We start from the raw sequence: 26,444 nt of genomic DNA, 5'->3' as shown, positions 1-26,444 counted from the left end.
GGACCTGTCCAGCGCTGAAAATATAGTTGTCATCGGCGGCGGTCAGGCTGGCGCGCAGGCGATTCAGTCGCTGCGCCTGTTCGGCTATGAGGGCCATATCGCGCTTGTCGGTGACGAAACCGCACTGCCTTATCAGCGCCCGCCGCTCTCGAAAGCCTATATGAAGGGCGAGATGGCCGAAGACCGGCTCTATTTCAAACCCGCAGCCTGGTATGAAGACAACAAGGTCGAGACGCTGCTGTCCCAGCGCGTGGAAAAGCTCGACCGCTCAGCCCGCGAGGTGCGCCTCGAGCATGGCGGGCACCTGCCCTATGACGCCCTGATCATCGCCACCGGTTCGCGCCCGCGTGCCCTGCCGGTCGAGGGCATGGATTTGAAGAACGTCTTTGACCTGCGCGGTCTCGCCGATGTCGAGCATATCCAGCCGAAAATGATCCCCGGCCAGAAGCTGGTGATCATCGGGGCTGGCTATATCGGGCTCGAAGCCGCAGCCGTGGCGCGCCAGCTCGGCCTTGACGTGACCGTCCTGGAAATGGCTGATCGCGTGCTTGCGCGCGTCACCAGCCCGGTCATCTCGGAATTCTATCAGGACCTGCATAAGGAACATGGCGTGGATATCCGCCTCGGCGCGCGCCTGGACAAGCTGAAAGGCGAGGGCGGTACAGTCAGCCATGCCGTTCTGGCGGGTGGCGAGGAAATCGAGGCCGACATGGTGCTCGCCGGCATCGGGATCGTGCCGAATGTCGAACTCGCCGCAGACGCCGGACTGGCCGTCAAGGACGGGATCATCGTCGATGAAGACGCTCGCACGACCGATCCGCGCATCTTTGCTGCCGGGGACTGCACGGTCCGCCCGCTCGCCCATTATGCCCGCACCGGACGGCTCGAGAGCGTCCATAACGCGATCGAACAGGGCAAGCTTGCTGCGGCCGCCATCATGGACAAGCCGCGCCCGAACATCGACTGCCCGTGGTTCTGGTCCGACCAGTACGACATCAAGCTGCAGATTGCCGGTCTTTCGCAGGGCCATGACACGGTTGTGGTGCGCGGCGACAAAGCAGCAAAGAAATTTGCGGCCTTCTATCTGAAGAATGGGCGGCTCATTGCCGTCGACGCGGTGAACAGTCCGCCGGAATTCATCGCATCCAAAAAGCTTATCATGACCGGGGCTGTCATTGCGCCAGACCGGTTGAGTGATACATCCACCAGCATGAAAGAGATCGCGGCTGCGGCCGCCTGAGGAGAGACGACTTCAATGCCGACAATTACCTATATCGACCACGATGGCGGCGAACGCCAGATTGAAGCCAAGAATGGCGAGACCGTTATGGAGACCGCGATCAAGAATTCGGTCCCGGGCATCGATGCCGATTGCGGCGGTGCCTGCGCCTGCGCCACCTGCCACGTCTATGTCGACGAAGCCTTCATGGAGAAAGTCGGCCAGCCGGAGGAGATGGAGCAGTCGATGCTCGATTTTGCCGAGAACGTGCAGTCGAATTCCCGTCTCTCATGCCAGATCACCGTGTCTGACGAGCTTGATGGCCTGAAGGTGACGACCCCGGAGAGCCAGCACTAGCTGCTGGCCCCTCGGGATGCCGCTCTACAGTGAACTTATTGCCGGGCTGAAGCGCGGTACCCATGGCCGCGTTGAGGCGACCGTCCCTGAAGACTGGATGCAGGGACGTACGACCTATGGCGGCCTCACGGCCGCCCTGTGCCTGGAATCGGCGCTGGAGCTCATTCCCGACATGCCGGTCCGGGCCGCGCAGATTGCCTTTATCGGGCCGGTTGGCGGGGAAGTGGTGATTTCGCCGGCCGTCCTGAGACGCGGCAAGTCCTCGGCCTTCGTCAATGCCGATATGGTGACCGAAGAGGGCATCATGGCGCGCTGCATCTTCACCTTCGGAGCCAAGCGCGCCTCGAAGCTCGACCAGCGCTCGCGCGAATGTCCCGAGGTGAAAGGGCCTGATGCGTGTCCGTCCTTCTTTGGCAGCGGACGCAGGCCAACCTTCGCAAACCATTTCAATGTCCGCCTCGCGGCGGGCCAGCCGCCGATGAGTGGCGCTGCGCATGGCGACATGACGCTATGGCTGCGCCACAAGGATGAAGGGGCGCTCTGGAATCCGACCACGCTGCTCTCCATCGCAGATTCGCCGCCACCTGCGGCGATGTCGATGATGCGCGAGCCGGCGCCGATCAGCTCAATGACCTGGATGGCGGAATTCCTGACCGATCACATCACGACGAGCGAAGGCTGGTTCCTTGCCCATCATGAGGCGCAGGCGACGAAGGACGGCTATTCCAGCCAGTCCATGCGGCTCTGGAACGCCTCCGGCGAGCCGGTGATGATCGGCCGCCAGACGATTGCGGTGTTCGGGTAAGGCGCGCCCGCGGAACCATGTCACGGCCAGGGCGTCTTCAGCCTATGCCGGATGACGCCCCATCAAGCCTGTATCTGATCTATCTCCGAAGCCCCCGGCACTCCTTGCGGGTGTCGGAATTCGCTGGCATGCGCCAGCTCGATGAGGGGCTTTACGTGCTGCGGTCAGACCAGAGCCGGTCGAAGGTCTACCACGCCATCAAACGCGCCGCTCAGCCGGCGGGCCTGCTTGTCGCCCCGCTTGCAGACGACCCGAAGTTCATGGGGATGGCGCCGGGTGCGTTAGCGTGGCTGCGGGGCGCATGAAGCGCCCAGCTTATTCAGGCGTTTTCTCGACCACGGCCCGCAGTTTTGAGTATTCGCCAGGGCTTGCATCTTCACCGGCTTTCGTGCCGGTCAGAGTGAGCGTGATCTTGTCGGCCCCGTTTCCGGATACGAGTACACGGCGCAACGCATCGCCATCCTGAGGATAACCGACATCGGTATCGCTATAATAATAGTCGGTCTGCAGCGCCGTATTGCCGATCACGTCGAAGCTTGCCTTGACGGGCATGCCAAAGGTCTGGGCCTCGCAGGACTGGCCGGGATCGAGCTGGACCTGGACGACGCCTTCGACCATCTGCCAGACGGGCAGCTCGTCATTCTCGAACATCGAGATCTTGTTCTCTTCGAGGGCCCGAAGCCGCGTCACGCCCTTTACCTCGAAATCCTTGAATTCCTGGTCGGTATGGATGGCGGGCAGGCAGTGGCCGAGCACAGCATCGGAGAATGCCTTGACGCCTTCGGCCTGTGTGATCGCGGCGCCCGGCTTGGCGGCTTCGCGCTCTTGCGGGGTCATGCAGCCTGTTGCGAGGACGGCCACGCCGAGTGTGCCAAATGCCAGAAATTTCATGATCAGCTCTCCCTGTTAGTCATCAGCTTAGCAGCGCCCAGGCTGATCTGCCAAGCGCGCAGGGCCCAGTATCCGCCTCTTGCGGGCGCTCGCTGGATTTTCTGATATTGGGGAGGCCTAGTGGACCAGCGCAGCCTTGAGATCGCTCAGATAGTCGACCTGGGCTTGAAGGGCGCCGTGGTGCGGGCTGTCCTTGCCTTCGGACAGGAGCTTGGACTTCGCCTCTTCCAGCTCGGCATCGACGGTCGCAACATCGGTCGAGGAGAGATCCACGGCTTCCTCGGCAAGGATGGTCAGGCCAGCCGGCGTCACGTCGGCAAAGCCGCCGCGCACAAACAGGCGCATCTTCGTCGTCTCACCATCGAGCACGCGGACAACGCCATTCTTCAGCGTCGTCATGAAGGGCGCGTGATTTGCCAGAACGCCGAACTCGCCTTCCGAACCGGGGGCGATCACATGGTCGACATCGCCGGAAAAGAGTTCCTTGGCGGGCGAGACGAGAGAGAAGTGAAGCTTTTCAGCCATGGATGCAGTTTCCGAAATTCCGTTTGCTGCCCGTCTCATTACTGATTGGGGCGCCAATGTCTACCGGGACGTGCTGTCGCAAGGCAACACGGTCTGTAATTGCCGCCAGTGAGCGAGGCGGCTAGGGGAGAAGAAGGCAGGAACAGGAGGGCGTGTCGATGACGGATATGGTCAGCGTGGAACGGGATGACAGGGTTGCCACGGTGCGGTTTGATACGGGCAGCCGAGCAAACGCGCTCAGCCAGCGCCTCATCCGGGACCTGACGCAGGCTGCCCTCGGCTTCCACGACGCGCCGGACATATCAGCCGTTATCCTGACCGGCCGGAGTGACCAGTTCACCATGGGCGCCGACCTGAAGGATCCTGAGCGGCAGGACCCGGCCCAGGTGCCGCTGAGCCAGCGCCGGCTGCTGCAACGCGCAGGCCCGCGCTTGTGTGCGGCCTGGGAGCAGGTCGACGCGCTGACCATCTGCGCCGTCGAGGGCTGGTGCATTGGCGGCGGCATGGCGCTCGCTGCGGCCTGTGACCTGCGGGTGGCGTCGCGCGAGACGGTCTTCTATGTGCCGGAGGTCGAGCGCGGCATGAATATGAGCTGGGGCTCGATCCCCCGGTTCGTGGCGCTTCTGGGTCCGGCACGCACAAAGAGGCTGGCCGCCCTTTGCGAGAAGATCGATGCCGAAACAGCGCTTGGCTGGGGGCTGTGTGACGCTCTCGCCGACCCGGGTAGCACGCTTGCCCGGGCACAGGAGATCGCTGGGTCGGCCGCCGCCCTGCCGCCGACGGCACTGAAAATGGTCAAGCAGGATGTGAATGTCGCCGCCATGGCGCTCGCACGCGCAACCGCGCACCGCGACCTTGAAGCTTTCCTCCTGATGCAGGAGTCCGAAGACTTCCGCGAAGGTGTCGCGTCTTTCCTGGAGGGGCGCACGCCCGACTTTACCGGAGACTGACGTGAGCCCTGCGGCGCCTCAGTCGACCGGGGAACACGACCAGATGATGCGGTCGACCTCGTCGAGCAGCGCACTGGGCACTCCGGCCGTGCCCTTGAAGGTGATTTCGGCACGCACCCCGGCAGTGATCGAATAGACGGTGGTGGTCAGCCAGGGCGAATGCGGGATGCCCTGCTCAACCTCTGCGTCGTGTCCGAAATCCTCGATATTCAGCGCACCGAGCTCGATGGCCTCGATGGCGCCGAGTGCGTTGATGACCTCTCCACAGGTGCGGCTCGTATAGCGCCGTACGCGCAGGACCGGCGCCTCGTGCAGGGCGGAGCTATCCTGATAGCCCGACCAGTCGATCGTCTGACTCATCAGGTCTGCCCCCGGCTTGATGCCGAGCCGGCCAAGATGGCTGGCAGCTGCGACGGGGTTGAACGCGTCGCCCATCCAGGTGTGCGCGAGATCCTTCCCGGCTGCGAGATCGATGATCCGCATCTGCCAGTAGCATTGGGTGGATTGATCGTCCTCGCTCATCAGCGGGGTGCCGAGCATCGGGGCAACGGGTCCGGTTTCCTGGCCCGGCGGGTCGCAGACCATTTCGATGCCGCCCTCGACATTGGTGTAGGGCCAGTCGCCATCGACGTGGAAAGAGAGGGCGCGCGGCAGGCCGTTCTGCTCGAGACTCAGCGCGTCGGCTTCCTGGGCAGCCGCGACCGCGCGGTCGGCTTCACGTTCGGTCCAGCGGATGAAGCTCCGATACATGTCGGCGGTCTTGTAGCCCATGATGTAGACAGGGGTATCCGCAGGCAGGCCTGGTGGCGGCGGGGGTGGTGCGGCGGTGGCAGAGACCGCGAAGGCGAAAGAGGCCAGAAGGCCGGCAAGCGCGGTTCGGATCATGCGGTGTGTCCTATACGTCCCCAGACGAAAACAGCCGCATCGTTCCCGATGCGGCTGCTGAAATCAATCGAAAGTTGGGAAGGCTGTAGCCTTACGCGTCTTCCATCATCTTTTCGGCTTTCTTGATGGCCTGGTCGATGCCGCCAACCATGTAGAAGGCTTGCTCCGGCAGGTGGTCATATTCACCGGCGATCAGGCCCTTGAAGCCCTTGATCGTGTCTTCGAGCTTGACCTGCTCGCCTGGCGAACCGGTGAAGACCTCGGCCACGTCAAACGGCTGCGACAGGAAGCGCTCGACCTTACGGGCGCGGGCCACGACCAGCTTGTCCTCTTCCGACAGCTCGTCCATGCCGAGAATGGCGATGATGTCCTGAAGCTCCTTGTAGCGCTGCAGGATTTCCTGCACGCCGCGGGCGACTTCATAGTGTTCCTGGCCAACCGAGATCGGGTCGAGAATCCGCGAGGTGGAGTCGAGCGGGTCGACAGCCGGGTAGATACCCTTTTCCGAAATGGCGCGGTTCAGAACCGTGGTTGCGTCGAGGTGAGCAAACGAGGTTGCAGGAGCCGGGTCGGTAAGGTCGTCCGCCGGGACGTAGATGGCCTGGACCGAGGTGATCGAGCCCTTGTTTGTAGACGTAATACGTTCCTGCAGCTGACCCATGTCGGTGGCCAGCGTCGGCTGATAGCCCACAGCGGACGGGATCCGGCCGAGAAGGGCCGAGACCTCGGAGCCGGCCTGGGTGAAGCGGAAGATGTTGTCGACGAAGAAAAGGACGTCCTTGCCTTCCTGGTCGCGGAAGTATTCGGCCTGCGCGAGACCGGTCAGGGCGACGCGGGCACGTGCGCCCGGAGGCTCGTTCATCTGGCCATAGACCAGTGTCACGCGGCTGTCGCCCTCAAGATCGATGACCTTGGAGTCGATCATTTCGTAATAGAGGTCGTTGCCTTCCCGCGTGCGTTCGCCAACGCCGGCGAAGACCGAATAGCCACCGAACAGCTTGGCAATGTTGTTGATCAGCTCCTGAATGAGAACCGTCTTGCCGACGCCGGCGCCGCCAAACAGGCCGATCTTGCCGCCCTTGGCATAAGGGCAGAGCAGGTCGATGACCTTGATGCCGGTGACGAGGATTTCCGACTCGGTCGACTGATCGACGAATTCCGGGGCCGGGGCGTGGATCGGCGCCTTGGTCTTGGTCTCAATCGGGCCACGCTCGTCGATCGGCTCGCCGATGACGTTCATGATGCGGCCGAGCGTTTCCGGGCCGACAGGCACGCGGATCGGCTCGCCGAGGTCCTTCACCGGGTGGCCGCGAACCAGGCCTTCGGTGGAGTCCATGGCGATCGTGCGGACCGTGTTCTCGCCGAGGTGCTGAGCGACCTCAAGGACGAGGCGGTTGCCGTTATTGTCGGTTTCGAGCGCGTTCATGATGTCGGGCAGGCTGCCCTCGAATTCAACGTCGACGACGGCGCCGATGACCTGTGAAATCTTACCGGTGGTCGGGCCGGTTACAGAGCTGCTCATGGAAGGCGTCTCCTTGGGAGCGGGTGATGTTTTTGGCTTGGAAGCCGGCTTGGATGTCGCCGCCGGCTTAGGGGCAGATTCTTTTGCGGGCGCCTTGGCCGGGGCCTTGGCTTCGGCTGCTGCTGGTTTGCAGACGCCACAGGCGCGCGTGTCCTTCTGCTTCAGCGACGCGGCCTTTTTTTCGGCCTTGGCGAATGTGTCGAACGGGCCGTGCCACTTGTCGTCATCATTCGTCTGGTCGCCGCCGACGCCCTTGCCGTGATTGCAATAGCGGCAGGTGCCCGTGTGGATGCGGGCGCGTTTGTTGGAGAAGTGTTCGTATACCCAGAAATCCATCGCGTCCTCCTTAAAGCGCCTCGGCACCGGAGATGATCTCGATCAGCTCCTTGGTGATCTGCGCCTGGCGGGCCCGGTTATATTCCATGGACAGGTCGTCGATCATGTCGCCGGCATTGCGCGTGGCATTGTCCATGGCGGTCATCCGGGCGGCCTGTTCGCCGGCGCCGCTTTCCAGCATGGCGGAAATGATCTGCGTATTGATGTAGCGCGGCAGTAGCGTCTCGAGGATTTCCTCCTGCGAGGGCTCATAGATATAGATCGCGCCCTTGAGGTCGATGGTCTCGGCATCTTCCGGCGCCTTGGCCGGGATGAGCTGCTGGGCGACCGGGACCTGGCTCAGCACGTTCTGGAACTGGCTATAGACCAGCGTGGCGACGTCGAACTCACCGTCCTCGAAGCGCTGCGTGACCTCGGTGCCGAGGCCGATGCCAGCGTCGGTATAGTCATTGCCCTTCACATCGGACAGGTCGACATGGCCGATAAAGAAGTCGCTATAGTCGCGCTTGAGCTGCTCGCGGCCCTTCTTGCCGACGGTGAGGATCTTCACCGTCTTGCCTTCAGTGACCAGCTTGCGGATGAGCGAGCGGGCTTCCTTTACGACATATGTGTTGAAGCCGCCGGCGAGGCCGCGTTCGGACGTCAACACGATGACGAGATGGGTGTTGTCCTTGCCGGTGCCCGACAGAAGCTTGGGCCCGCTTGAGCCTTCGCCCATCGAGCCGGCAAGGTTGGCGACCACGGCAGCCATGCGCTGGGCATAGGGCCGCGAGGCCGAAGCGGCTTCCTGGGCGCGCTTCAGCTTGGCGGCGGCCACCATCTGCATGGCCTTCGTGATCTTCCGCGTGGATTTCACGCTGGAGATCCGGTTTTTCAGATCCTTGAGGCTGGGCATTGCTCAGCTCCTGTTGGCGTGACGTCTCTTAGGCGAAGGTCTTGGTGAACTCGTCAAGGGTTGCCTTGATCTCGGCATCGATCTCGTCGGTCAGGGCCTTCTCCTTGCGGATCTTGTCCAGCAGGTCCTTCTTCGCACCGCGAAGGTGAGAGAGAAGTTCGCGCTCGTAACGGGTCACGTCACGAACACCGACCTGGTCGAGATAGCCGCGCGTACCGGCGTAAAGGACGACAACCTGCTCTTCCATCTGCAGCGGCGAGAATTGCGGCTGTTTCAGGAGTTCCGTCAGGCGCTCGCCGCGGTTCAGCAGGCGCTGGGTGGCGGCGTCGAGGTCGGAGCCGAATTTCGCGAAGGCAGCCATCTCGCGATACTGGGCGAGTTCGCCTTTCATCGAGCCGGCAACCTTCTTCATCGCTTTCGTCTGGGCGGCTGAGCCCACACGCGACACCGACAGGCCGACGTTCACGGCCGGGCGGATGCCCTGATAGAAGAGGTCGGTCTCGAGGAAGATCTGGCCGTCCGTAATCGAGATGACGTTCGTCGGAATATAGGCCGACACGTCGTTGGCCTGCGTTTCAATGATCGGCAGGGCGGTCAGCGAGCCGGACCCATGATCCTCGTTCAGCTTGGCCGCACGCTCGAGCAGGCGGGAGTGGAGGTAGAACACGTCGCCCGGATAGGCTTCACGGCCCGGCGGGCGGCGAAGCAGCAGCGACATCTGGCGATAGGCCACAGCCTGCTTGGAGAGGTCATCATAGATGATGAGGGCGTGCATGCCGTTGTCGCGGAACCATTCGCCGATCGTGCAGCCGGTGAACGGAGCAAGATATTGCAGCGGAGCCGGCTCGGACGCCGTTGCCGACACGATGACGGTGTAGTCGAGCGCGCCGCGCTCTTCGAGCGTCTTCACGACCTGGGCAACCGTCGAGCGCTTCTGGCCGATAGCGACATAGACGCAGAACAGCTTTTCGCTGTCGTCCTTGGCGGCTTCATTGGTCTGCTTCTGGTTCAGGATGGTGTCGATGCAGATCGCGGTCTTGCCGGTCTGACGGTCACCAATGATCAGTTCGCGCTGGCCGCGGCCGACCGGGATCATGCCGTCAATGGCCTTGAGGCCGGTCATCATCGGCTCGTGGACGGATTTGCGCGGCAGGATGCCCGGCGCTTTCACGTCAACACGGTTCCGCGAGGCAACATCCGCAATCGGGCCCTTGCCGTCGATCGGCTCACCCAGCGGGTTCACGACGCGGCCGAGAAGGCCCTTGCCGACCGGGGCGGCAACAATCTCGTTCAGGCGCTTGACGTTATCGCCTTCCTTGATGCCGCGGTCGTCACCGAAGATCACGACGCCGACATTGTCGGCTTCGAGGTTCAGGGCCATGCCTTTGACGCCACCGTCAAATTCGACGGTTTCGCCGGCCTGGACGTTGTCGAGACCATAGACACGGGCGATGCCGTCACCGACGGACAGCACCTGGCCGACGTCGGAGACCTCTGCCTCGACGCCAAAATTTTCGATCTGGGATTTCAGGATGCCTGAAATTTCTGCAGCGCTGATGTCCATCGAGCTTCTAAGCTCCCTTCATGGCGGTGTTCATACGGTCAAGTTTCGAGGCGACGCTTGCATCGATCAGGGTTGATCCGACACGCAGCTGGATGCCGCCGATGAGGCCGGGGACGACCTCGGTTTCAAGTTCGACATCGCTGCCGACAGCTTTCTTCAGAACAGCTTCAAGCTTCTGACGCTGTGCGGCGGTCATGTCTTCGGCGGTGCGTGCAAGGGCACGCTTCACGCCGCGATGTTTTGCATAGAGCTCATCGAAATGGCCCGAGGCGTCGAGAATTTCGTCGGCCCGGCCATTCGTGGCCATGGTGGCGAGGAAGTTCGAGACGAGCTTGGAGAGACCGGCCTTCTGGGCAACGGCGACAAGCGCCTTTGCCTTTTCCTCACGCCCAAAGGCGGGGGATTCCAGCAGGACGGTGAGGTCCTTGCTGTCGGCGGCCATCGCGATGACGCTTTTCAGGTCTGTCGCGACAGTCTCTAGCTCGCCTTTTTCCTCGGCGAGATCGAACAGGGCGCTCGCATAGCGGCGCGCCGTTTCATTGGCATGGGAGGCGGAAGATGCGGCCAAGACCTTTTTCCGTCTGTTAGCGGGCGGACGCCCTGTGAGTGGAACACAAGTGTATGGGCTGGCAGGCGACAAGCCCCAACCCGATGCTTGCGTGGGCGCTTAGCACTTCGTTTTGAGGCTGACAACATGGCCGCAGCGGTAGAGTTGCGACCGATTGGCACGTTCAGTGGTCAGAGGAAGGAATACGGATCGATATCTGCAGAAACCCTGACAGCCGATGGCAGCTTCATCGCGGTGAGCCAGGCGGCCATGTAAGCCGACAGATCGACGTCGCGGGCGCTGGTGACGAGGAAGCGGATGCGGTGGCGTCCGCGCAGGATGGCGATGGGCGCCGGGGCGGGGCCATAGACCGTGATGCCCTCTCCGTTCGGGGCGGCGGCCCCTGCGAGTTTACCGGCCTCCTGGATCATTTCCGCAGACGGCGCCGACATGATCAGTGCGGCCATGCGGCCGAAGGGCGGCAGGCCAAGCTCCGCGCGGACATCGCGCTCGATCTGCAGGAAGCCGTCGCGATCCCCGGCGGCCAGCGCGATCATGGCGGGGTTTTCCGTTGCATAGGTCTGCACCAGCGCGCGGCCCGGCCGTTCGGCGCGGCCTGCCCGCCCGGCGACCTGTGAGAGCAGCTGGAAGGTGCGCTCGCCAGCGCGAAGGTCGCCGCCCTTCATCGAGCTGTCAGCATCGACAATGCCGACCAGGGTCAGGTTGGGGAAGTTGTGGCCCTTTGCGACAATCTGCGTGCCGACCAGCACATCGGTCTCGCCGGCGGCCATCCGGTCGACAATGCCACGCGTCTCCTCGCCCGAGGTGGCGGTGTCGGAGGAAAAGATTTCCACGCGGGCATTGGGAAGGAGCTGGCGCACTTCCTCGGCCACGCGTTCCACGCCCGGGCCAACGCCCATCAGAGAGTCCTTCGCCCCGCAATGCGGACAGGCTTTCGGCTTCGGGATCGACCAGCCGGTCAGGTGGCAGACGAGGCGATTGGTGTAGCGGTGTTCGGTGAGCCAGCTCTCGGTCGCCGGGCTTTTCAGCTTCTCCCCGCACGCCTTGCAGATGACGAGCGGCGCATAGCCGCGACGGTTGAGGAAGAGCAGGGATTGCTCTCCCGCCTCGAACGTCTCCGTCAGGGCGTGGGTGAGCTTCGATGATAGCCAGTGGCCTTTCTCGGGTGGATCGGTGCGCAGGTCGACCAGTTCGATGTCCGGCAGTTTCGCCGCGCCGGGCCGCGCCGACAGCTTCAGGCGTTGATAGCGGCCCTGTTCGGCATTCACCATCGTCTCCAATGCCGGGGTCGCCGACGCAAGGATGATCGCGGCGTCTTCCAGCTTGGCGCGCATCACGCCCATGTCGCGGGCGTGATAGGTGACGCCGTCTTCCTGCTTGAAGCTGGTGTCGTGCTCTTCATCGATAATAAGGAGTTTCAGGTTGCTGAAGGGCAGGAACAGCGCCGAGCGGGCCCCGATTACGATGCGCGCGCGGCCATGTGCGGTCTCGCGCCAGGTGCGGCGGCGCTCGGCATCCGACAGGCCGGAATGCCAGGGCGCTGGGGGCGCGCCGAACCGCTCCTCGAAACGCTTCAGCACGGCTTGTGTCAGCGCGATCTCCGGCAGGAGCACTAGGACCTGCGCGTCATCTGCCTTTGACAGCGCCTCGGCGATGGCCTCGAAATAGACCTCCGTCTTGCCGGAGCCGGTGATGCCGTCGAGCAGGAAAGGCTGGAAGCCGCCCCTGGCGATGGCAGCGCGCAGGGTCTCGCCGGCTTCCTGCTGTTCGCCGGTAAGATGGTCGCCGCGACCGAAATTGGTCGGCTGGGGATAGGGCAGGTCCGTCTCGATCTCACGGGCCTCGAGCGAGCCGACATCGACCAGACCCTTCACCACGCCGGGCGAGACGCCAGCCACACGCGCCAGTTCGGCGGCACTGGTCGGGCCGGTCTCGCGCGCGGCGTCGAGTACCTTCACCCGGGCATCGGTCATCCGGTTGGAGCGGTGGCCGGTCGGGACATAGAGCGTCTGCGTCGGCGACGGCCTCAAGCCGCCCCGGGCGCGCAGCACCATGGCGAGCACATGGCCGGGATGGGCGACATTGTATTTCGCCGCAAAGCTCACAAAGCGCCGCATCGCTTCCGTCATTGGCGGGACGGGGAAGACATCGAGCACGGGCTTCAGCTCGCGCTCATCGTCTGGAGCCCGCTCCTTCACCTCCCAGACAACGCCTGTGCGCTCGATCTTGCCGAGCGGGGCGCGGACATAGCTGCCGGGCTGCACGTCCATGCCGTCCGGAATGGCATAATCGAACGGCTCGGGCAGCGGCAGCGGGAAGAGGATACGGGCGAGTTTCATGCGTGAGGCTGGTTTAGTCCGGGCAAGCGATTCCGTCACCCGTCCGGTGCGGCTTGGCGCTGCGTCACGATTGACGGGGCCGGTGCGGCTGGCAGGCTTCTATCCAAAAGAAAGACCGGAGGAACGCCCCATGTCGGATGACATCCTGACCATCGAGACGAAAGACCATGTGAGCCTGCTGACACTCAACCGGCCCCAGGCGATGAACGCGCTCGACTATCCGCTCTACATGGCGCTTGAGGACGCCATCCGGGGCAGCGAGGCACGCTGCATCGTGATCACGGGTGCGGGTGAGCGGGCCTTCTGTTCCGGCGATGACGTGAAGCAGATCCTGTCCAAGGGTGCGCCCTCGACCCCTGAAATGGCCGAGCGTGGCAAGAAGACCGGCGGGCTGACGCCGGCCGCCGATGCGCTGCTTCATACAGATATTCCGGTCATTGCAGCGGTTAACGGCTTTGCGCTTGGCTGGGGCGCGGAACTGGCGATCATGGCAGATATCCGCGTCATGTCGGAGACCGCGCGCTTCGGAGAGATTTTCGTGAAGCGGGGCCTCTGCTGCGATGCGCCGGGGCTTGGCCGGCTTGCCCAGCTTGTCGGGCGTGAGCAGGCGAGCGAGCTGCTCTTTACCGGCGATATCATCGATGCGGCACGGGCCAAGGAGATCGGTCTGGTCAGCCGTGTCGTACCGCAGAAGGACCTGCTGCCGACGGCGATGGAGATTGCTCACCGCATCGCTGCCAACCCGCCCCAGGCGGTTCGCGCGCTCAAGGCTGGGCTTCGCGAGACGCTGGACCCGAACTGGCGCGATGTCGGCAAATGGGCCATCACCGAAATCCGGCGCCTGATGGCGACAGAAGACGCCAAGGAAAGTGCGGCCGCCTTCATGGAGAAGCGCGAGCCGGTCTTCACAGGGCGCTAGGGCTTCAATTTCCCCTTAATCTCTCACCATGACAGTCGGGCGCATGGAGATCCTTGCCGCCTTTCTAGAGCATGTCCGCCAGCAGCGCCGGCTGGCGGACAATACAGTCGAAGCCTATGGCCATGACCTGCGCAGCTTCTTTGCCTTCCTGGAAGAGCATCTGGGCGAGGAAATCGCTATCAAGGTGTTCCGCCACCTGCATGCCTCCGATATCCGCGCCTTTCTCGCCAAGCGCCGCCGTGAGGGCCTGTCGGATGCCTCGATTGCGCGTGTGCTCTCGGCCATCAAGACCTTCTATCACTGGCTCGACAATCATCACGGGATCGAAAATCCCGAGATCGCCTTCCTGCAGGGCCCGCGCCGGGGCCAGCGCCTGCCGCGACCGGTGTCGGTCGCCGCGGCCCGTGACATGATCGAGACGGCGGAAGCCTTTGCCGAAGAGCCATGGGTGGCCGCGCGCGACGTCGCTGTGCTGACGCTGCTCTATGGCGGCGGGCTTCGTATCTCCGAGGCGCTGAACCTCAATGGTGGCACCATTCCGGCGCCGGAGCGCCTGCGCCTGATGGGCAAGGGCAACAAGGTCCGTATCGTTCCGCTCATCCCGGCGGTGCGTCAGGCGCTGAACGAATATGCCCGGTACTGCCCCTGGCCGATCCGGAAGGATACCCCGCTTTTCTACGGTGTGCGCGGCAAGCGGCTGCAGCCGGCCATCGTCCAGAAGAATGTTCAGGTCCTGCGCGGCGCGCTCGGCCTGCCGGAGACAGCGACCCCGCATGCGCTGCGCCACGCTTTCGCGACGCACCTGCTGGCTGAGGGTGCCGATCTGCGCGCGATACAGACCCTGCTCGGCCATGCCAGCCTGTCGACGACGCAGGTCTATACGGGCGTCGATTCAGAGCGCCTGCGCGCCGTTCACAGTGCAGCCCACCCGCGTGCCTGAAACCAATAGCCTTGCCTGGCGGTTATACTCCCATGCCGAGCAAGCAGGAACTCGCCGAAGAGCGTACCGATTTTGCCGAGGACCGCACAATCCTCGCCAATGAGCGGACCTTTGCCGGGTGGATACGAACGGGCGTGGCGTCGGCGGCCCTTGGTCTGGGGTTTCAGGCGATCTTCCGCGCGGTCGAACCGACCTGGACCGCAAAAGCCGGGGCCAGCGTCTTCATCCTGATCGCAATTGCGGTCTTCCTTCTAGCCTACCGGAAAGCCAGTCATCTTGCACAGCGCATGGATGCCCACACGGCTGAAAAGCTCGGCCATATCGAGTATGGCGTGATCGCGCTGCTATTTGGCGGCGGCACGCTGGTGCTCGGCATCCTGCTCTGGATCATCTGAGCGCTATTTCTTCATGAAGGCGCCGATGCGTGCCTGCATGTCCGGCCCGACGCCTTCATTCTCCGTGATCTCCCACTGCAACCCGGCATCCATCGGATCCATGTCGGTCGCCTCCAGCAGATGCTTGTTGGCGGCATGGCTGAAAGGTGAGTTTTCGAGAATACGGCGGGCGAATGTCTCCAGCTTCTCCTCGAAACGGTCTTCAGGGAAAACTGCTTCGCAGAGCCCCATGCGCAGCGCCTCGTCGGCCTTTACGGTCTCGGCGGTGAACATCAGGCGCTTGGCCGTTGCGGTCCCGACGCGCCGGGGCAGGCGCTGGCTCATCCCCCAGATCGGCGTCAGCGCCCATTTCGCATGCGTGTCGGCGAATTTCGCTGTGTCGGACGCCAGAATGAAATCGGCTGCCAGCGCGACTTCGAGGGCGCCGGTATAGCAATGCCCGTGCACGGCTGCGATGACCGGTTTGGGGAGCTTCTCCATCATCCGCAACGTTTCGGAATGCCAGCCGCGTGAGGGGACCTCTTCGCCCTCGGCGATATCGCCGAGATCGTGGCCGGCCGAAAAGCATTTCCCGGCGCCTTTCAGGATGACGCAGCCGATGCTGTCATCGCCCTTCAGGGCAAGGACATGCTCCCGGAGTTCCCTGAACATGGCGACGGTCAGGGCATTCAGCTTGTCCGGCCTGTTCAATGTCAGCCAGCAAAGGCCATCGGCATCATGGCGCGTGACGAGATCGGTCATTCACAGATCCTCCCTTTTGGAAGGAGCTTAGCTGTGTGCCGGGCGTCTGCAATTCCTGACGTGGGGGCGGCTCAGTCCTGACGCTCCAGTCCGAAGCGCTTCCAGAAGATGCCGTCGAGCCAGCGTTTCGGCAGGCGGGTCGGGATGATCCAGTTGGTGAGCTTGTTCGGCACCGGCGCATAGCGGGCCTTGGGCGTTTCGCTGGACAGGGCCTTTTCGATTGTCTCGCCGATGACTTTCGGCTCCAGACCGTCGCGTCCGCCCTGCAGCATCACTTCGGCAAACGTCTCGATCGGCTGTGCCCAGACAGAGTTCTGATAAGGCTGGTTCTTGTTGATGTCTTCGGCCTTGTCCCAGATCGGTGTCTTCACCGAGCCCGGACCGATGGCGATCGCATCGATGCCATAGACGACGAGTTCGCGGCGCAGGCTGTCGGTCAGCGCCTCGACGGCATGCTTGGTGGCGGCATAGGCGCCAAGGAAGGGCGAGGAGAGCCTGCCGCCAACCGACGTGATGTTGACGATCCGGCCCGGTGAGCCGTCTCGCTGCTCGTCCATGCCGAGCAGGGGCAGGAAGGTCTGGGTGGCACGCATCAGGCCGAAGACATTGACGTCGAAATGACGCTCGATCTCATCCAGGGGCTGCAGCGCCAGCGGGCCCATCATCGCAATGCCGGCATTGTTGACGAGCCCGTCCAGTGTCTTTCCGCTAAGCGCTTTCGAGACAGTTTCGACAGCGGCTTTCACCTGGTCCGGTTTTGCGACATCGAGGATAAGCGGTGTGATGTTGCCGCTGGCCTGTTTGAGGGGCTCACCGTCGGAGTGTTTGCGCACGCCGGCAAACACGCGCCAGCCCTTGCTGGCGAGATGCTCTGCGGCGGCGCGTCCAATCCCCGTCGACGCGCCCGTGATCACCACTGTCTTCATCTCGATTTTGCTCCATCAGCCATTACTGGAAGGTCCGCTATCGCGGACCGTGAGTCCAGATATGTCGAAAGCGTTCGAAGACGATGGGTTCCGTCATCGAGAAGGTCCTGCCTTCCCTGATGCATTCGCGGCGGAAGTAGGCGATATGAGCCTTGCGCCACCAGATCAGAGATTTGTCGCCTTCCCCTTCGGTATGGGCGAACTCCTCCGTGGCGGTGTTGAATGGCGCGACATCGGCGCGCGTGGTCTCGATCACGCAGGCGGGACGGCCCTGGCCATCCAGCACGAGGGACAAGTCACCGGTCGCCGGCGGGCGCTTGTTCTCAAGCTGGTAGACGGCAAGCCGCGTGGCGGTCGCGCGCTTGGTGCCCTCAAGGACAAGGGCGAGCAGCTCGTCCGCCAATGCCGGGCTGTCGCCGAAAGCGAAGACGTCATAGGCCTCGCGGATGTCGCCCGTTTCAGCCTGGAAGCGGTCCCATGCCGCTTTCTGGTCAGGCGTCATCCTTGCCGCCCTTGATGACCCGGAAGGCAGGCCGCGCTTTCGGTTCCGGCGGCTCAGGTTCAGTAGCGTCCGGGCGTGTGTCCGCGAGATCGCTGCCACGGATCACACCGAGCGGCGGGCGTTCCGGCTTCGGCGGCGGCGGGGCCTCCGCCTCGATGTCGTCATCTATCTGGCGCACACGCGGGGTGTAGGCCGGTTTCTTCTTCGCGCCGGGAGGCTTGCGCTGCTTGAAGCCACCCCCCTTTCCACGGGCCTTCTTGTCGATTTCGCGGAGCTTCTGGGTCTGCAGGGCCGACATAGGGTCCTCAAGGCTGCCTTTTTCCGGATCAGCAAAGGCCGAGCCATAGGTCTCGATGCGTTCTTCGACCTCTTCGAGGAATTCCTTCTCCCAGTCGGAAAGTGGCGGGCCTTCGCCGCGTGCAGCGAGATCGGCCGCCTTGCGCAATTTGCGCAGGGCCTTCCTTTTCTTCCGCTCGTCGATCTCGCGTGGCATGGTTCGGAAAATCTAGTCAGGTTTGAACGGAATACAAAGGGAACACGTTGCACGTCTGACAGAAGGAGCGGTGCCGGGCATGAGTGAGCGTATCGAGACGGGCTGTTGCATCGCCGGGGGCGGGCCGGCGGGCATGATGCTTGGCTACCTCCTGGCGCGCCAGGGCATAGACGTGACCGTCCTCGAAAAGCATGCCGACTTCCTGCGTGATTTCCGCGGTGACACGGTCCACCCCTCCACGATGCAGGTTCTTCACGAACTCGGCCTGCTGGAGGCCTTCCTGAAGCGCCCGCACCAGAAGACGGAACAGATCGCACTGCACCTGAACGGCGACACCTACGACATTGTCGATTTCACGCATCTGCCGGTCGCCGCAAAATTCGTCGCCTTCATGCCGCAGTGGGAGTTTCTCGACTTCCTGGCCGATGAAGCCCGCAAGTTTCCCAATTTCACGCTGATGATGGAGACCCGCGCCGATGAGCTGCTCGTCGATGAGGGCCGGGTGTGCGGGGTCTGGGCCAGTCGCGGGGACCGGACGCTGGAAATCCATTCGCCGCTGACCGTGGCGTGCGATGGCCGCGATTCGACGCTTCGCCCGGCCGCCGGGCTGAACCTCATCGAGAAGGGCGCGCCAATCGACGTGCTCTGGTTCCGCCTGCCGCGCGAGGACCATCACGGCGAGACCCAGTCACTGGGCTACATGAAGGCGGGTGGATTTCTGGTCACCCTCAATCGCGGCGATTACTGGCAATGCGCGCTGGTTATCCGCAAGGGCGCGGAGGAAATGGTTCGCAAGCAGGGGCTCGAGGCGTTCCGCAAGCGCATCGCGCATCTTGCCCCGCACCTCGGAGACGCGGCTATGGCAATTGCGAGCCTGGATGATGTGAAGGCGCTCAACGTGCAGGTCAGCCGGCTGGAATGCTGGTGGCGCAAAGGCTTTCTCGCGATTGGCGATGCCGCCCACGCCATGTCACCGGTTGGTGGCGTCGGCATCAATCTCGCGCTGCAGGATGCAATCGCGACGGCCCGTATCCTCGAAGAGAACCTGCAGGTCGGGTCGGTGCCGTCGGCGATGTTGAAAACGGTCCAGAAACGCCGCGAATGGCCGGCGAAAATCACCCAGTCGGCGCAGGTTTTCGCACACAACCGCGTGGTCTTCCCGGCGCTCGATGCCGAAGGCGAGCTCGACGTGCCGTGGCTCATCAAGCTGCTGGATCGTGTTCCAATGCTCAGGCGGCTGCCAGCCCGGGCGATCGGGCTGGGGCCGCGGCCCGAGCACTGGCGCGGGGATTAGGGTCGCTGGGCTCGGACATTGCGCCAATCCGCCCTTCCGGACTTGATCCGGGACCCATGGCGGTCGAGAGCGCACATCCCAGCTGCCATGGACCCCCCTTTCGGTGGGAGGGCGGCGATTGGCTTGCTGGCGACTGATTACACTTCGCCGAGCGCGATCATGTAGGTTTCGAGCAGGCTTTCCTGTTCCTGGCGCTCATCACGGTCCTGCTTGCGCAGCTTCACGACCTGACGGAGGATCTTGGCGTCATAGCCCATCGCCTTTGCCTCGGCATAGACGTCCTTAATCTGGTCGGCGACTTCCTTCTTTTCCTCTTCGAGGCGCTCTATGCGCTCGACCGTCAGACGCAGCTTTTCGCGTGCGGCATCTGTCAGCTTTCCGTCTTCCATGGGGCTTGCTCCGGTTAACCTTGTCGACGCGCGGGGTTCTAGTGTTTCGACGCGCGCTTGGCGACCCTGCTTTGCATGAGTGGCTCGCGCAAAGCTCAAGATTTCCACACGCATTTGTGTGTCGACGCCGAAAAGTCGCCGCCTATATCAGGCCCATGACACGTTTCATCGACAGACTTTCAAGGCGCAATGTGCTGCTTGGCGGTGTGGCCGGCACCATTGTCGCTGCCTGCACCAATGGCAAAGGCCAGGCTGAGGAGGCAGAGGCCGCTGAAGCGACCTATTCCGATACCCAATGGCGTGAGCTGACCGAAGCCGAATGGCGCGAACGGCTTTCTCCCGAGGCGTTCGCGGTGCTGCGCAAGGAAGATACCGAGCGCGCCTTCACCTCACCACTGAATGACGAGACCCGTGAAGGCACCTTCCACTGCAAGGGGTGCGACCTGCCGCTTTTCAAGTCCGAGTGGAAATACAAGAGCGGGACAGGCTGGCCGAGTTTCTGGACCTTTATCGAGGGCAACCTCGCCACGAAGCCGGACAACAAGCTCTGGATACAGCGGACCGAGTACCACTGTGCGCGCTGTCTCGGCCATCAGGGCCACGTCTTCAATGACGGGCCGAAGCCGACCGGCTTGCGCTATTGCAACAACGGTGTCGCGCTGACCTTCAAGCCAGCGTAATTTGAGGACAGGCCGCCGATTTGCTAGTCTCCACCTATGGCTGAGAGAAACACATTGCAGTCCTGGTGGCGTGATGTCCCGCTCGACGAGCGGCCCGCGCTTAAGGTGCTGCTCGGCATCTTCATGATCGTGATGACGCTGGCGGCCGTCGCGACGCTGTCGCACTACCTGCTCTAGAGCACTTCAGGTCTAGCCGCCGAAGGTCGTGCCGTCGCCTTCCTCATCGGTGAGCATGGTGTTCGGATTGTTCGGATCCTTGTGCTCATAGCCGCGCTGATCGGGGCTGATGAAAAGGTCCATCTGGCGCGGATCGACGTGTTTCTTGCGCCGGGATTTCCGTGTGCGCCCATGGCGGAAGTAGAGGTCGTCGGTGTGATCCTCTTCCGTCTTTTCCTTCTTTCTGGTCTTGGCCCTGGGTTTTTCCGGCTTCGGCGCTGGCGCGGGTTTTGAGGCTTTTTTCGCGACCGGTTCGCCGAGCTTCCAGTAGGTGACAGCAAGGACCGGTTTTTCGTCGGCATCCTCATAGACCTGGATGAAGCCCTTCGCCTCGCCGGATTCCGCCTGCTTGATCAGGGCATCGACCTCTTCGGCGGCGGGCTTCAGCCATTCTGTTTCCAGCGACAGGACGGGGGTGTCCCCGGACAGGGCCTCCGCATCATGGCGGGTGCGGGCTGCCTGCGCGGCGCCTTTCAGCGCCTCGTCAGCAGACCGGGCAAGGGGATAAGCGAGGCTCATGAGGCCTGAGCTAGGGATTTTGCGGGCAGGCGTCCAGATGGGGCGGGCATCAGGAGAGAGCGAGCGGGTCTGTAACGACCGGTTCGACGCCGAGCGTCAGCCGGCTGGCGGCCAGACGGGCAAAGCGCAGGGTCATGGCCTTGCGGCGGGCCGCGGCAAGCGGGGTAATGTCCGGATCACGCAGCACCGCGCCACCAAACCCGTCGGCAACGATGAGGCCCGTCTCATCCGGTATCAGCTCCTTCGGGAAGCCATGGCTGACGGCGAAATAGAAGCGGTCGCAAAAAGGGCGGTAGTCCGGCCACTTGCCGTCTGAGCGAAAGTCGGCCACCGAGCTTTTGACCTCCACAATGGTGATCTCACCCTTCGGGCCGACCGCGGCAATGTCTGCGCGCCGGCCATTGGCGAGCGTCATCTCCGTGACGCCGGCGAAGTTGAGGTCCGCAAACAGCCTCAGCACGCCGCGGCAGATATCGCTGGCACAGGGGTTGAGGTGATCATCAGCCATCACCGCCTCCACAAACCGTTAGTTCCTGATCTGTTCCAAGCCTGTCACCGCCGCCAGCAGGCGTCAAGAAAAAAGCCCCGACGCATCTGCACCGGGGCTTTCGAATTGTATGCGATCGTCTGGTTATTCGCGCGAGGCGAGCAGCATCAGGACGAAACGGAACATGTTCACGAACATGATGAAGAAGTTCAGCGCACCCCAGTTGGTCATCACGGCCAGGCTGCGGCCGTCATGGGCGAGCTGGAAATAGCCCTCCTTCAGTTCCTGGGTCTGCCACGCGACCAGCACGGCCGAGAGCAGGGCGAAACCGCCGGAGATCATCCATTCCATACCGGAGGACGGCTGGAGAATGCCCATCATGGGGAGAACCATGTAGACGAGCGAGACAGCCACCAGCGCCCAGATCGCCATGATGGCAAAGCTGCCAATCGGCGAAAGATCACGCTTGGTCGTATAGCCCCACAGCGATAGCGCGCCGAAGGCGGACGCCGTGATGAAGAACGCTTTGGCGATCGTCATATAGTTCAGCGACTGCGAAATGCCGCCGGCGGTCTGCGTGCTGATACCGCTGGACGCCATGTAGAAATAGACGCCGAGGCCGAGGCCGACAAACGTCACGATCGCCCAGTACAGGATCGCAGACCCCATCGGCGACGGGTTCTTCATGAAGAACATCGAGCCGAAGATCAGCGCGATCGGGGCAAAGGCGACGACGTAATAAAGCGGCGTGCCGAAGATGAGTTGGGTGAGCGGGTCCCAGGTGCCGGCCGCAAAGGCGAGCACGCCGGACAGCGCGATGCCGTAGGTCAGTTTCTGATAGACGCCGAGCATGAAGGTCCGAAGGCCCTGGTCGATGCTGGCATCCATAGACCTGCCGCGGGCGACAGATGAGTTGAAATCGTTCATTTATCCCTCTTTCGAAAGGCCGGCATACGGTCATGCCGATTGTCGATAATATGGGCGAAACTGCCCGTCACTTCAAGGAAAACCGGTTGCTCCAAGCAGTCGGATCAATTTTATTTGGCACCTGAATAAATAGGATTTTCTTATGCACGATCAGAAACGCCGCCTGGGCACCACCGATCTTGAGGTGACCGCCTGCTGTCTCGGCACCATGACATGGGGTCAGCAGAACACCGAGGAGGAAGGTCACGCCCAGATGGACTATGCCGTCGAACAGGGCATCAACTTCTTTGACACTGCCGAAATGTACGCCGTCCCGCCGAAGCCGGAGACCCAAGGCTCAACGGAAAAGATCATCGGCACCTGGTTCCAGAAGACAGGCAAGCGCAAGGACATCATCCTTGCCTCGAAGATGTGCGGCCGCTCGAAGCAGACATGGACGCGCGATGGTGACCTCGAATGGACGCGCCAGACCAAGGCGCAGGTCGATGAGGCCGTCGAAAAGAGCCTGAAGCGGCTGCAGACCGATTATATCGACCTCTATCAGCTGCACTGGCCTGACCGTCCCGTCGGTCTGTTCGGTGGGCGCATGAAACATGACCTCTATGCGCTCGACTATGAGCCCTTCGAGGAAATCCTCTCTCACCTCGACCGCCATGTGAAAGCCGGCCGGATCCGCCATATCGGCCTGTCCAACGAAACCGCCTATGGCGTGATGCGCTTCCTCGCCGAGAGTGACAAGCGCGGCCTGCCGCGCATCCAGTCGATCCAGAACGCCTACAACCTCGTCAACCGAACCTTTGAGCAGGACCTTGAAGAGTGCTGCGTGCGCGAGAAGGTGAGCCTGCTGGCCTATTCGCCGCTTGCCCAGGGCTATCTCACAGGCAAATATCGCGACGGCGCGCTGCCGGAAGGCTCGCGCAAGCAGCTTTTCGACCGTCTGCAGCGCTATGAAACGCCGCCGGCCGAAGGCGCGATCAATGCCTATCTCGACCTGGCCGCGAAATATGGCGTCGATCCTACCGAGTTCGCGATCAAGTTCTGCGATTCTCGGCCGTTCATGGGGTCCACGATCATCGGGGCAACTAACAGTGTTCAGTTGAAAACGTGTATTCGCGGGTTTTCGCTCAACTGGACGGAAGAAATGGAGGCCGATGTAAATGCCCTTCATGTGCAACAACCGTCGCCTTGCCCGTAAAAAGTAGGTTTGACTTTCTTCGAGGCTGATAGCAGCATGTCTTCGCTGTGGAGAATGCAGCAGCGGGACGTACGTTCAACTCAAAGGGGAAGACCTATGGCTGACGCATCGGCGTACGCTGACAACATCAAAAAATACGCAAAGGGATATAATCAGAAGGCTGCCGAGAAGATCGTCGGCCATCTGGGTATCGCACTTCGTAATCGCGATTCGTCGCTCGTTTCCTGTTCAGATGAGGGAGAGCTCCAGCGGATTCGCGAGAAGTTCTGCCGCGGCAAGCTTGGCCTTGCCCAGAAGAACGACGAAATCGACGCGGCCATGAGCAAGGTTTGCGAGAAAATGAAGCCGGAAGGCTCCAACAAGTCTCGCGTGACTTTCTATTATCTGCTGGCTGAGAATTTCGGAAAGCTCGACGAGCTCGCCGGCTAGGTATGTGGCAGCCTTGCTGGGGGGCTGACGCAAGAAAAGCTGGACAAGCCCGGTCTTGATGGCCGGGCTTTTTCGTTCTCTGCTGGGCCCATGATCAGACTGTTCGCTGCCCTCCCCGTTCCCGATGCCATCATTGACCGCCTGGAGCCTCTCCAGACGGGTCTCGACGGTGCGCGGTGGCGCGAGCGCCATCACTTTCACGTGACCTTGGCCTATTTCGGGGACATGAAGGAGCCGGTCGCCGAGATGCTCGACGAGGAGATCGGCGAAATCGCCTGCCCGCAGCTCGACCTCGAGATTGAAGGCGTCGGCTGGTTTGGGCGTAAGGAGCCGCATGCCGTCTTCGCCACGGTGAAGCGCACGCCGGAACTTGAAAGCCTGGCCCTGGCCTGCCGCAAGATTTCCGCGCGTATGGGGCTCGACAAGGATGACCGGCCCTTCAAGCCGCACATCACCCTCGCCTATCTCAGCAACACCCCGCTGGAGGCGGCGATGGCCTGGTCGGAACGATGGCAGGTCCTTCGCGCCGGCCCGTGGACGGCCGACCGCTTCCATCTCTTCGAGAGCATCGGACGGGACGGGAAGAAGAGTGTGTACGAGCCGGTGGCGGATTATCCGTTGGGGTGAGACAGATGGAGTGGTTTGGTGGCTAAGATGAGTTCATTCCTAAAGAGGCTTTTGGTTTCGCTCCCTGTGCTCGCTGCGCTGGTCTTCCTATGGTCATTTGTCGACGGCTGGCTAGGTGTCGCCTTGTTCTTGGTAGGCGCACTACTGCTACAGTTTGGCTATCTTTTCAGGCGCAGCTAGGTTGAAAGCTGGAATGGCGGCTGCCGCCGCATTCAAATCCTAAAATCGATCCACCGGATCGATTTTTTTGCGAAGCAAACCGGATTTGAATGGTGCCGCCTAGGTGACTTGAACACCTGACCCCCGCATTACGAATGCGATGCTCTACCAGCTGAGCTAAGGCGGCTGACCGTTGAGGGCGTCTCCATACCGTTTGATCCTTCAGGCTGCAAGCCTGCTTTTCACTTCGCGCGGCCCTGCAGCTGCGGGCGCTCTAGCGCTCCTCGTCGGCGTCCTGCACATAGTCGACTGGCGGCTCGCTCAGCTTGAGCGGCCGTTCGCCCGGCATGGGCTGGCGCGGGGTCGGCGCTTCGCTGGCCGGCCTTACCCGGCGAACCGGGGCGGGCAGGGCAATGTGTCGCCCGGCCTCAAGTTCGCGGCCATAGGCCTCATAGCGCGGATGGACGAGATTCCCGGCATCGCCGAAGGCATAGACCAGGCGGCCCCAGTCGCGGCGCGAATAGTCGAAGGCATTGCCGTTCGGGTCGATGTCGGACCATTCGGCCTCACGCGATGCGGTCACCGCCATGCGGCCCCAGCGGTCGGCTTCCTTGGCATCGCCATAGCCGCGCAGCGCCTGCTCCAGCAGCAGGCAGAGCCGGGCGGTCGGCTTTTCCTCGACCAGCAGGGCGAGCACGCGGATGGCGCTCATCCAGTCACGGCTCGCCATGGCGATTTCGGCCTTCAGGATCTTGCTTTCGCGCGCATCGGGGTTGGTGGCGATCAGCGACTCAAGGCGCCCGATCTGGCTCTTCGGCGTGTCGGCTGGATCAAGCCGGCGGCAGAGATGGGCGAGCGCCGGGTGCGGATGCGCCTTCCAGCCAAGCTCGAGAACGCCCTGTGCGGCCTTCACCTTGCCATCCATCATCAGGTGGCGGGCACCATGATAGGCGGCGGGCGGGAAGGTCGAGGCGGACCGGATGGCATCGGCGAGCATGCGCTGGGCATCCCGGCGCTCGGCATTCGGCAGGGCGCAGGCGAGCGCAGTATAGAGCACGGCCCGGCGGCGGCGCAGGCTGTCGCCCTTGATGGCGCCGCGCTTCTCACCGATGGCAAGGGTCTGAAGCGCGTCCTGCCAGTGACCGCGCGCAATCTGGCTGTCGAACAGGGCGTTGAACGGCCAGTCGGCTTCGGTGCGCATCTCCAGAGCTTCGCGGGCACGCGCTTCGGCCCCGGCCACATCGCCGCGTTCGGATGCCGCGGTCGCTGCCCCGCGTAGGCCAGCAAGCTGTCCGCCAGGCAGGCGGGCCAGCAGGCCCCAGGCGCGCTCGGCCCCTGACCAGTCGTCGGAAATCTCGGCCGTGCGAGCCTCGAGCAGGAGCTTCATTCGCTCGTCATCGGCATGTTGCGACGCCTTGCTGGCATAGCGTTTGGCTGAGCGGACATCTCCGGCTTCAGCCGAAAGAAGCCCATCGGCCAGCGCCTTGTTGGCCTTTCGGACTTTCGATTCATGCCGTGCTTCGGTGAAGCGGCTGGGCAGTTTTAAGAGGCCCGTCACGGCACCCCAGATCATGGCCATCGCCGCGCCCAGCAGAAGAACGGCCAGGATGGCGACGACCAGTTTCAGCTCGATGGCGGTCTCGGGGCCGAGCGTGATCAGCACGCTGCCCGGCAGGCGCGAGGCCCAGAGCACGGCAATGCCGGCGAGAACGATAAGGGCGATAAGAAGAAAAAGGACTATCATCAAATA

Annotated in this window: 31 protein-coding genes and 1 tRNA gene; 14 read left to right on the top strand and 18 right to left on the bottom strand. The window is 62.7% G+C overall.

The genetic code is table 11. The annotated features are described in order from the left end of the window. Positions 1 to 4: 4 nt before the first annotated feature. The 4 genes from Q1K29_RS03315 to Q1K29_RS03300 are packed head-to-tail and all read left to right on the top strand — an operon-like array spanning position 5 to position 2,686. Positions 5 to 1,240: an FAD-dependent oxidoreductase gene (locus Q1K29_RS03315; RefSeq protein ID WP_366524164.1), complete on the top strand. Its 1,236-nt coding sequence runs from the start codon at positions 5 to 7 to the stop codon at positions 1,238 to 1,240. 15 nt (positions 1,241 to 1,255) lie between these two features. Continuing rightward, entirely contained in the window at positions 1,256 to 1,576 is a 321-nt protein-coding gene (locus Q1K29_RS03310; protein WP_300391526.1) for a 2Fe-2S iron-sulfur cluster-binding protein, read from the top strand. A gap of 16 nt (positions 1,577 to 1,592) precedes the next feature. Continuing rightward, on the top strand, positions 1,593 to 2,381 hold the full coding sequence (locus Q1K29_RS03305) for a thioesterase family protein (protein WP_300391525.1): 789 nt from the start codon (positions 1,593 to 1,595) through the stop codon (positions 2,379 to 2,381). A gap of 44 nt (positions 2,382 to 2,425) precedes the next feature. After that, a complete protein-coding gene (locus tag Q1K29_RS03300; RefSeq protein WP_300391524.1) occupies positions 2,426 to 2,686 on the top strand; it encodes a hypothetical protein in 261 nt (86 codons plus the stop codon). 10 nt (positions 2,687 to 2,696) lie between these two features. Here the strand turns inward: Q1K29_RS03300 and Q1K29_RS03295 are convergent, their stop codons facing one another. Further along, positions 2,697 to 3,272: a hypothetical protein gene (locus Q1K29_RS03295; RefSeq protein WP_300391523.1), complete on the bottom strand. Its 576-nt coding sequence runs from the start codon at positions 3,270 to 3,272 to the stop codon at positions 2,697 to 2,699. Between the two features lie 117 nt (positions 3,273 to 3,389). Continuing rightward, positions 3,390 to 3,797: a F0F1 ATP synthase subunit epsilon gene (locus Q1K29_RS03290; RefSeq protein ID WP_300391522.1), complete on the bottom strand. Its 408-nt coding sequence runs from the start codon at positions 3,795 to 3,797 to the stop codon at positions 3,390 to 3,392. Between the two features lie 158 nt (positions 3,798 to 3,955). Between Q1K29_RS03290 and Q1K29_RS03285 the strand changes: the two genes are divergently transcribed. Further along, on the top strand, positions 3,956 to 4,747 hold the full coding sequence (locus Q1K29_RS03285; protein ID WP_300391521.1) for an enoyl-CoA hydratase/isomerase family protein: 792 nt from the start codon (positions 3,956 to 3,958) through the stop codon (positions 4,745 to 4,747). An 18-nt stretch (positions 4,748 to 4,765) separates the two neighbouring features. Here Q1K29_RS03285 and Q1K29_RS03280 read toward each other — a convergent pair whose 3' ends face one another. From Q1K29_RS03280 to Q1K29_RS03255, 6 genes are all read right to left on the bottom strand, one after another. Further along, positions 4,766 to 5,632: a hypothetical protein gene (locus Q1K29_RS03280; RefSeq protein ID WP_300391520.1), complete on the bottom strand. Its 867-nt coding sequence runs from the start codon at positions 5,630 to 5,632 to the stop codon at positions 4,766 to 4,768. 91 nt (positions 5,633 to 5,723) lie between these two features. Beyond that, complete coding sequence (atpD, locus tag Q1K29_RS03275) at positions 5,724 to 7,154, bottom strand: F0F1 ATP synthase subunit beta (protein WP_350212227.1); 1,431 nt, start codon at positions 7,152 to 7,154, stop codon at positions 5,724 to 5,726. Between the two features lie 346 nt (positions 7,155 to 7,500). Beyond that, entirely contained in the window at positions 7,501 to 8,385 is an 885-nt protein-coding gene (locus tag Q1K29_RS03270; protein WP_300391518.1) for a F0F1 ATP synthase subunit gamma, read from the bottom strand. Between the two features lie 28 nt (positions 8,386 to 8,413). Continuing rightward, complete coding sequence (gene atpA / locus Q1K29_RS03265; RefSeq protein ID WP_300391517.1) at positions 8,414 to 9,949, bottom strand: F0F1 ATP synthase subunit alpha; 1,536 nt, start codon at positions 9,947 to 9,949, stop codon at positions 8,414 to 8,416. A 7-nt stretch (positions 9,950 to 9,956) separates the two neighbouring features. Beyond that, positions 9,957 to 10,517 (bottom strand): ATP synthase F1 subunit delta, encoded by a 561-nt coding sequence (atpH, locus tag Q1K29_RS03260; protein WP_300391516.1) that lies wholly within the window; start codon positions 10,515 to 10,517, stop codon positions 9,957 to 9,959. 170 nt (positions 10,518 to 10,687) lie between these two features. Next, positions 10,688 to 12,895, bottom strand: a complete 2,208-nt coding sequence (locus Q1K29_RS03255) for a primosomal protein N' (protein WP_300391515.1) — start codon at positions 12,893 to 12,895, stop codon at positions 10,688 to 10,690. Between the two features lie 91 nt (positions 12,896 to 12,986). Between Q1K29_RS03255 and Q1K29_RS03250 the strand changes: the two genes are divergently transcribed. Genes Q1K29_RS03250 through Q1K29_RS03240 form a run of 3 tightly spaced genes read left to right on the top strand, consistent with a single transcriptional unit; the run spans position 12,987 to position 15,110 of the window. After that, positions 12,987 to 13,775 carry an enoyl-CoA hydratase-related protein gene (locus Q1K29_RS03250; protein WP_300391514.1) on the top strand — a complete coding sequence of 263 codons (789 nt, stop codon included), beginning with the start codon at positions 12,987 to 12,989 and terminating at the stop codon, positions 13,773 to 13,775. A gap of 28 nt (positions 13,776 to 13,803) precedes the next feature. After that, a complete protein-coding gene (locus tag Q1K29_RS03245) occupies positions 13,804 to 14,715 on the top strand; it encodes a tyrosine recombinase XerC (RefSeq protein WP_300391513.1) in 912 nt (303 codons plus the stop codon). 32 nt (positions 14,716 to 14,747) lie between these two features. After that, positions 14,748 to 15,110 (top strand): DUF202 domain-containing protein, encoded by a 363-nt coding sequence (locus Q1K29_RS03240; RefSeq protein WP_300391512.1) that lies wholly within the window; start codon positions 14,748 to 14,750, stop codon positions 15,108 to 15,110. A 3-nt stretch (positions 15,111 to 15,113) separates the two neighbouring features. On the opposite strand, the gene Q1K29_RS03235 is transcribed toward Q1K29_RS03240, so the two are convergent. The 4 genes from Q1K29_RS03235 to Q1K29_RS03220 form a co-directional block, all read right to left on the bottom strand. Beyond that, the gene (locus Q1K29_RS03235; protein ID WP_300391511.1) at positions 15,114 to 15,851 is read right to left on the bottom strand and encodes an enoyl-CoA hydratase/isomerase family protein; all 738 of its coding nucleotides are present in this window, start codon (positions 15,849 to 15,851) and stop codon (positions 15,114 to 15,116) included. A gap of 71 nt (positions 15,852 to 15,922) precedes the next feature. Next, positions 15,923 to 16,777, bottom strand: coding sequence for an SDR family oxidoreductase (locus tag Q1K29_RS03230; RefSeq protein ID WP_300391510.1), 855 nt, complete (start codon positions 16,775 to 16,777; stop codon positions 15,923 to 15,925). Positions 16,778 to 16,814: 37 nt separating this feature from the next. Beyond that, positions 16,815 to 17,279 (bottom strand): ASCH domain-containing protein, encoded by a 465-nt coding sequence (locus tag Q1K29_RS03225; RefSeq protein WP_300391509.1) that lies wholly within the window; start codon positions 17,277 to 17,279, stop codon positions 16,815 to 16,817. Next, on the bottom strand, positions 17,269 to 17,772 hold the full coding sequence (locus Q1K29_RS03220) for a hypothetical protein (RefSeq protein ID WP_300391508.1): 504 nt from the start codon (positions 17,770 to 17,772) through the stop codon (positions 17,269 to 17,271). Before Q1K29_RS03220 ends, Q1K29_RS03225 begins: the two co-directional genes overlap by 11 nt. Before the next feature lie 79 nt (positions 17,773 to 17,851). On the opposite strand from Q1K29_RS03220, the gene Q1K29_RS03215 reads away from it, so the two are divergent. Further along, positions 17,852 to 19,066 carry an FAD-dependent oxidoreductase gene (locus tag Q1K29_RS03215; protein ID WP_300391507.1) on the top strand — a complete coding sequence of 405 codons (1,215 nt, stop codon included), beginning with the start codon at positions 17,852 to 17,854 and terminating at the stop codon, positions 19,064 to 19,066. Positions 19,067 to 19,203: 137 nt separating this feature from the next. Here the strand turns inward: Q1K29_RS03215 and Q1K29_RS03210 are convergent, their stop codons facing one another. Beyond that, a complete protein-coding gene (locus Q1K29_RS03210; RefSeq protein WP_300391506.1) occupies positions 19,204 to 19,455 on the bottom strand; it encodes a DUF2312 domain-containing protein in 252 nt (83 codons plus the stop codon). A 155-nt stretch (positions 19,456 to 19,610) separates the two neighbouring features. Between Q1K29_RS03210 and msrB the strand changes: the two genes are divergently transcribed. Beyond that, the gene (msrB, locus tag Q1K29_RS03205; protein ID WP_300391505.1) at positions 19,611 to 20,135 is read left to right on the top strand and encodes a peptide-methionine (R)-S-oxide reductase MsrB; all 525 of its coding nucleotides are present in this window, start codon (positions 19,611 to 19,613) and stop codon (positions 20,133 to 20,135) included. 36 nt (positions 20,136 to 20,171) lie between these two features. Further along, the gene (locus Q1K29_RS03200; RefSeq protein WP_300391504.1) at positions 20,172 to 20,312 is read left to right on the top strand and encodes a hypothetical protein; all 141 of its coding nucleotides are present in this window, start codon (positions 20,172 to 20,174) and stop codon (positions 20,310 to 20,312) included. 12 nt (positions 20,313 to 20,324) lie between these two features. Here the strand turns inward: Q1K29_RS03200 and Q1K29_RS03195 are convergent, their stop codons facing one another. From Q1K29_RS03195 to Q1K29_RS03185, 3 genes are all read right to left on the bottom strand, one after another. After that, positions 20,325 to 20,870 (bottom strand): hypothetical protein, encoded by a 546-nt coding sequence (locus Q1K29_RS03195; RefSeq protein WP_300391503.1) that lies wholly within the window; start codon positions 20,868 to 20,870, stop codon positions 20,325 to 20,327. A gap of 49 nt (positions 20,871 to 20,919) precedes the next feature. After that, positions 20,920 to 21,378 carry a DNA repair putative endonuclease MmcB gene (mmcB, locus tag Q1K29_RS03190; protein ID WP_300391502.1) on the bottom strand — a complete coding sequence of 153 codons (459 nt, stop codon included), beginning with the start codon at positions 21,376 to 21,378 and terminating at the stop codon, positions 20,920 to 20,922. Between the two features lie 123 nt (positions 21,379 to 21,501). Then, on the bottom strand, positions 21,502 to 22,284 hold the full coding sequence (locus Q1K29_RS03185) for a Bax inhibitor-1/YccA family protein (protein ID WP_300391501.1): 783 nt from the start codon (positions 22,282 to 22,284) through the stop codon (positions 21,502 to 21,504). A 142-nt stretch (positions 22,285 to 22,426) separates the two neighbouring features. Between Q1K29_RS03185 and Q1K29_RS03180 the strand changes: the two genes are divergently transcribed. From Q1K29_RS03180 to thpR, 3 genes are all read left to right on the top strand, one after another. Continuing rightward, entirely contained in the window at positions 22,427 to 23,479 is a 1,053-nt protein-coding gene (locus Q1K29_RS03180; protein ID WP_300391500.1) for an aldo/keto reductase, read from the top strand. A gap of 96 nt (positions 23,480 to 23,575) precedes the next feature. Continuing rightward, positions 23,576 to 23,908 carry a DUF2853 family protein gene (locus Q1K29_RS03175; RefSeq protein ID WP_300391499.1) on the top strand — a complete coding sequence of 111 codons (333 nt, stop codon included), beginning with the start codon at positions 23,576 to 23,578 and terminating at the stop codon, positions 23,906 to 23,908. Positions 23,909 to 23,998: 90 nt separating this feature from the next. Next, positions 23,999 to 24,535 carry an RNA 2',3'-cyclic phosphodiesterase gene (gene thpR, locus Q1K29_RS03170; protein WP_300391498.1) on the top strand — a complete coding sequence of 179 codons (537 nt, stop codon included), beginning with the start codon at positions 23,999 to 24,001 and terminating at the stop codon, positions 24,533 to 24,535. 270 nt (positions 24,536 to 24,805) lie between these two features. On the opposite strand, the gene Q1K29_RS03165 is transcribed toward thpR, so the two are convergent. After that, positions 24,806 to 24,881: transfer RNA gene (locus tag Q1K29_RS03165), tRNA-Thr, on the bottom strand. A gap of 87 nt (positions 24,882 to 24,968) precedes the next feature. Further along, a complete protein-coding gene (locus Q1K29_RS03160; RefSeq protein WP_300391497.1) occupies positions 24,969 to 26,438 on the bottom strand; it encodes a heme biosynthesis HemY N-terminal domain-containing protein in 1,470 nt (489 codons plus the stop codon). Positions 26,439 to 26,444 lie beyond the last annotated feature (6 nt).

Source organism: Henriciella sp., from assembly GCF_029937755.1.
Lineage (GTDB): Bacteria > Pseudomonadota > Alphaproteobacteria > Caulobacterales > Hyphomonadaceae > Henriciella.
This window is presented reverse-complemented; position numbering and strand designations above follow the sequence as displayed.